This is a genomic window from Pseudomonas meliae, assembly GCF_001400515.1.
Lineage (GTDB): Bacteria > Pseudomonadota > Gammaproteobacteria > Pseudomonadales > Pseudomonadaceae > Aquipseudomonas > Aquipseudomonas amygdali.
This window is the reverse complement of record NZ_LJQT01000184.1, coordinates 1-1,417: the sequence shown is the minus strand read 5'-3', so window position 1 is coordinate 1,417 and position 1,417 is coordinate 1. Positions and strand designations below refer to the sequence as shown.

General features: G+C 50.8%; 1 protein-coding gene. It reads right to left on the bottom strand.

What is annotated here, in order from left to right; genetic code table 11:
• The coding region (gene hopQ1-1, locus ALO64_RS08330; protein ID WP_054991691.1) for a type III secretion system effector HopQ1-1 at positions 1–1,199 on the bottom strand (1,199 nt) is incomplete at its 3' end.
• Between the last annotated feature and the right edge of the window lie 218 nt (positions 1,200–1,417).

Below are 1,417 nucleotides of genomic sequence, written 5' to 3'. Positions count from 1 at the left end.
GCAAGCGCAGATTTGGCTAAAGCGGACATCAATAACTTTGCTTTCTCTGGATGCGTCACATCATCTGGACCTACTTGCTCTACAACACCAAATCCTTCTGTGTGTATAGCTTTTGGTTTAAATAGCAGTTTTGCCGCCCCTGGCACTGAGGCCAGTAATGTCAGAGGATCATACAGGTTTAGCTTCGTCACCTTAGGCCAGATATCTTCAAACGAACTCTCTTTATTTTTATCCAGTTGTGCTGCTTCAATCTGTGCATTCGGCATGAACGTCCGAAAGAACCATGAGTCATCCAACCCGGGAAGCAATCCAGCTTGAATACCTTCCCAGAGGCCTTTCAACGCACTCTTCTGAACGTCTCTCAGATAGTGGCCTACTGGATGTCCGCTCCCCGCTATCCCTTCGTAAAATGAAGGCGAAACCGCCGTTTTATAGGCCGCCTCCTTTGTCACTATACGAAGTGGAATGCCAAGCTCCTGCGCTTTTCGATAAAGACTGCGCGCAGCGTCCATGTCGGTCGCATTGTTGTAAGCGCGTGCATCAGGCTGTACAAAACCATCTGCGTCCTTTAAAGGCTCGACGCCGCCCATGATGGTTATGTCATCAACCCGTTCGCGCACCATATCCGGGCAGGTAGTGATGAGAGCATTGATATCACTCATGCCTGCAATTACGACAATACCGACTCCATGTGGCGCACGGGCCAGGCGCCTGCTCATGTCCTGCAAGCTGTCGCGGTGTATTTCACCAGGTCCAGCCCTTAAAGCATGACCTTCCAGTAAAAATTTGGCATGTTCCTTCGACTGAAGCAAATTCATTGCGTAATCCCGACCACGCGACACATGCACGTCATGCAACTCAAGCTTGTTGAACACGCCTTTGGCCATCTCGGCACGTTGAGAGCGAACTTCAGCATCACCCAGTGTTGCCACTACGTCCGTGATGTGCACAAAGCCCTCAGCCTGCAATTGCTTGCCCAAGGTGTAGGTCACGACATCATCCGGGTCCTTGTTAGGATCAGTGAAAAACCACGTATCCTTAGGTAACCGGGGCTTGTGTAATCTCAGTTCATTGATGGCCATGTTTTCGTCTGAGGTCAGATGAGAGTTACAGGCTCCCACTTGTGCAAGCATCGTGCGCTGTGCCGCAGTCAATAAAGCTGGCGCACTTTTCGACCGCTCCAAAACTGGGCTGCTCATGCTTGCTTGCTGAGAAAGTGCTGATTGCGCGCTACTTTCCGATGGGGTACGTGATATTTGTTTTAACTGATCTAGGATGAGACGTGAGGTGGTATGGCCTGCGGTGATAGGACGATGCATTGAGTCGACCTCCTGGATAGATGAACCTGCTGTGTGGCAAGCAACGCCGTTTCGGTTTCATCACCAGGGTCAAGTGCAGCTCGCTCCGGGTTAGAACA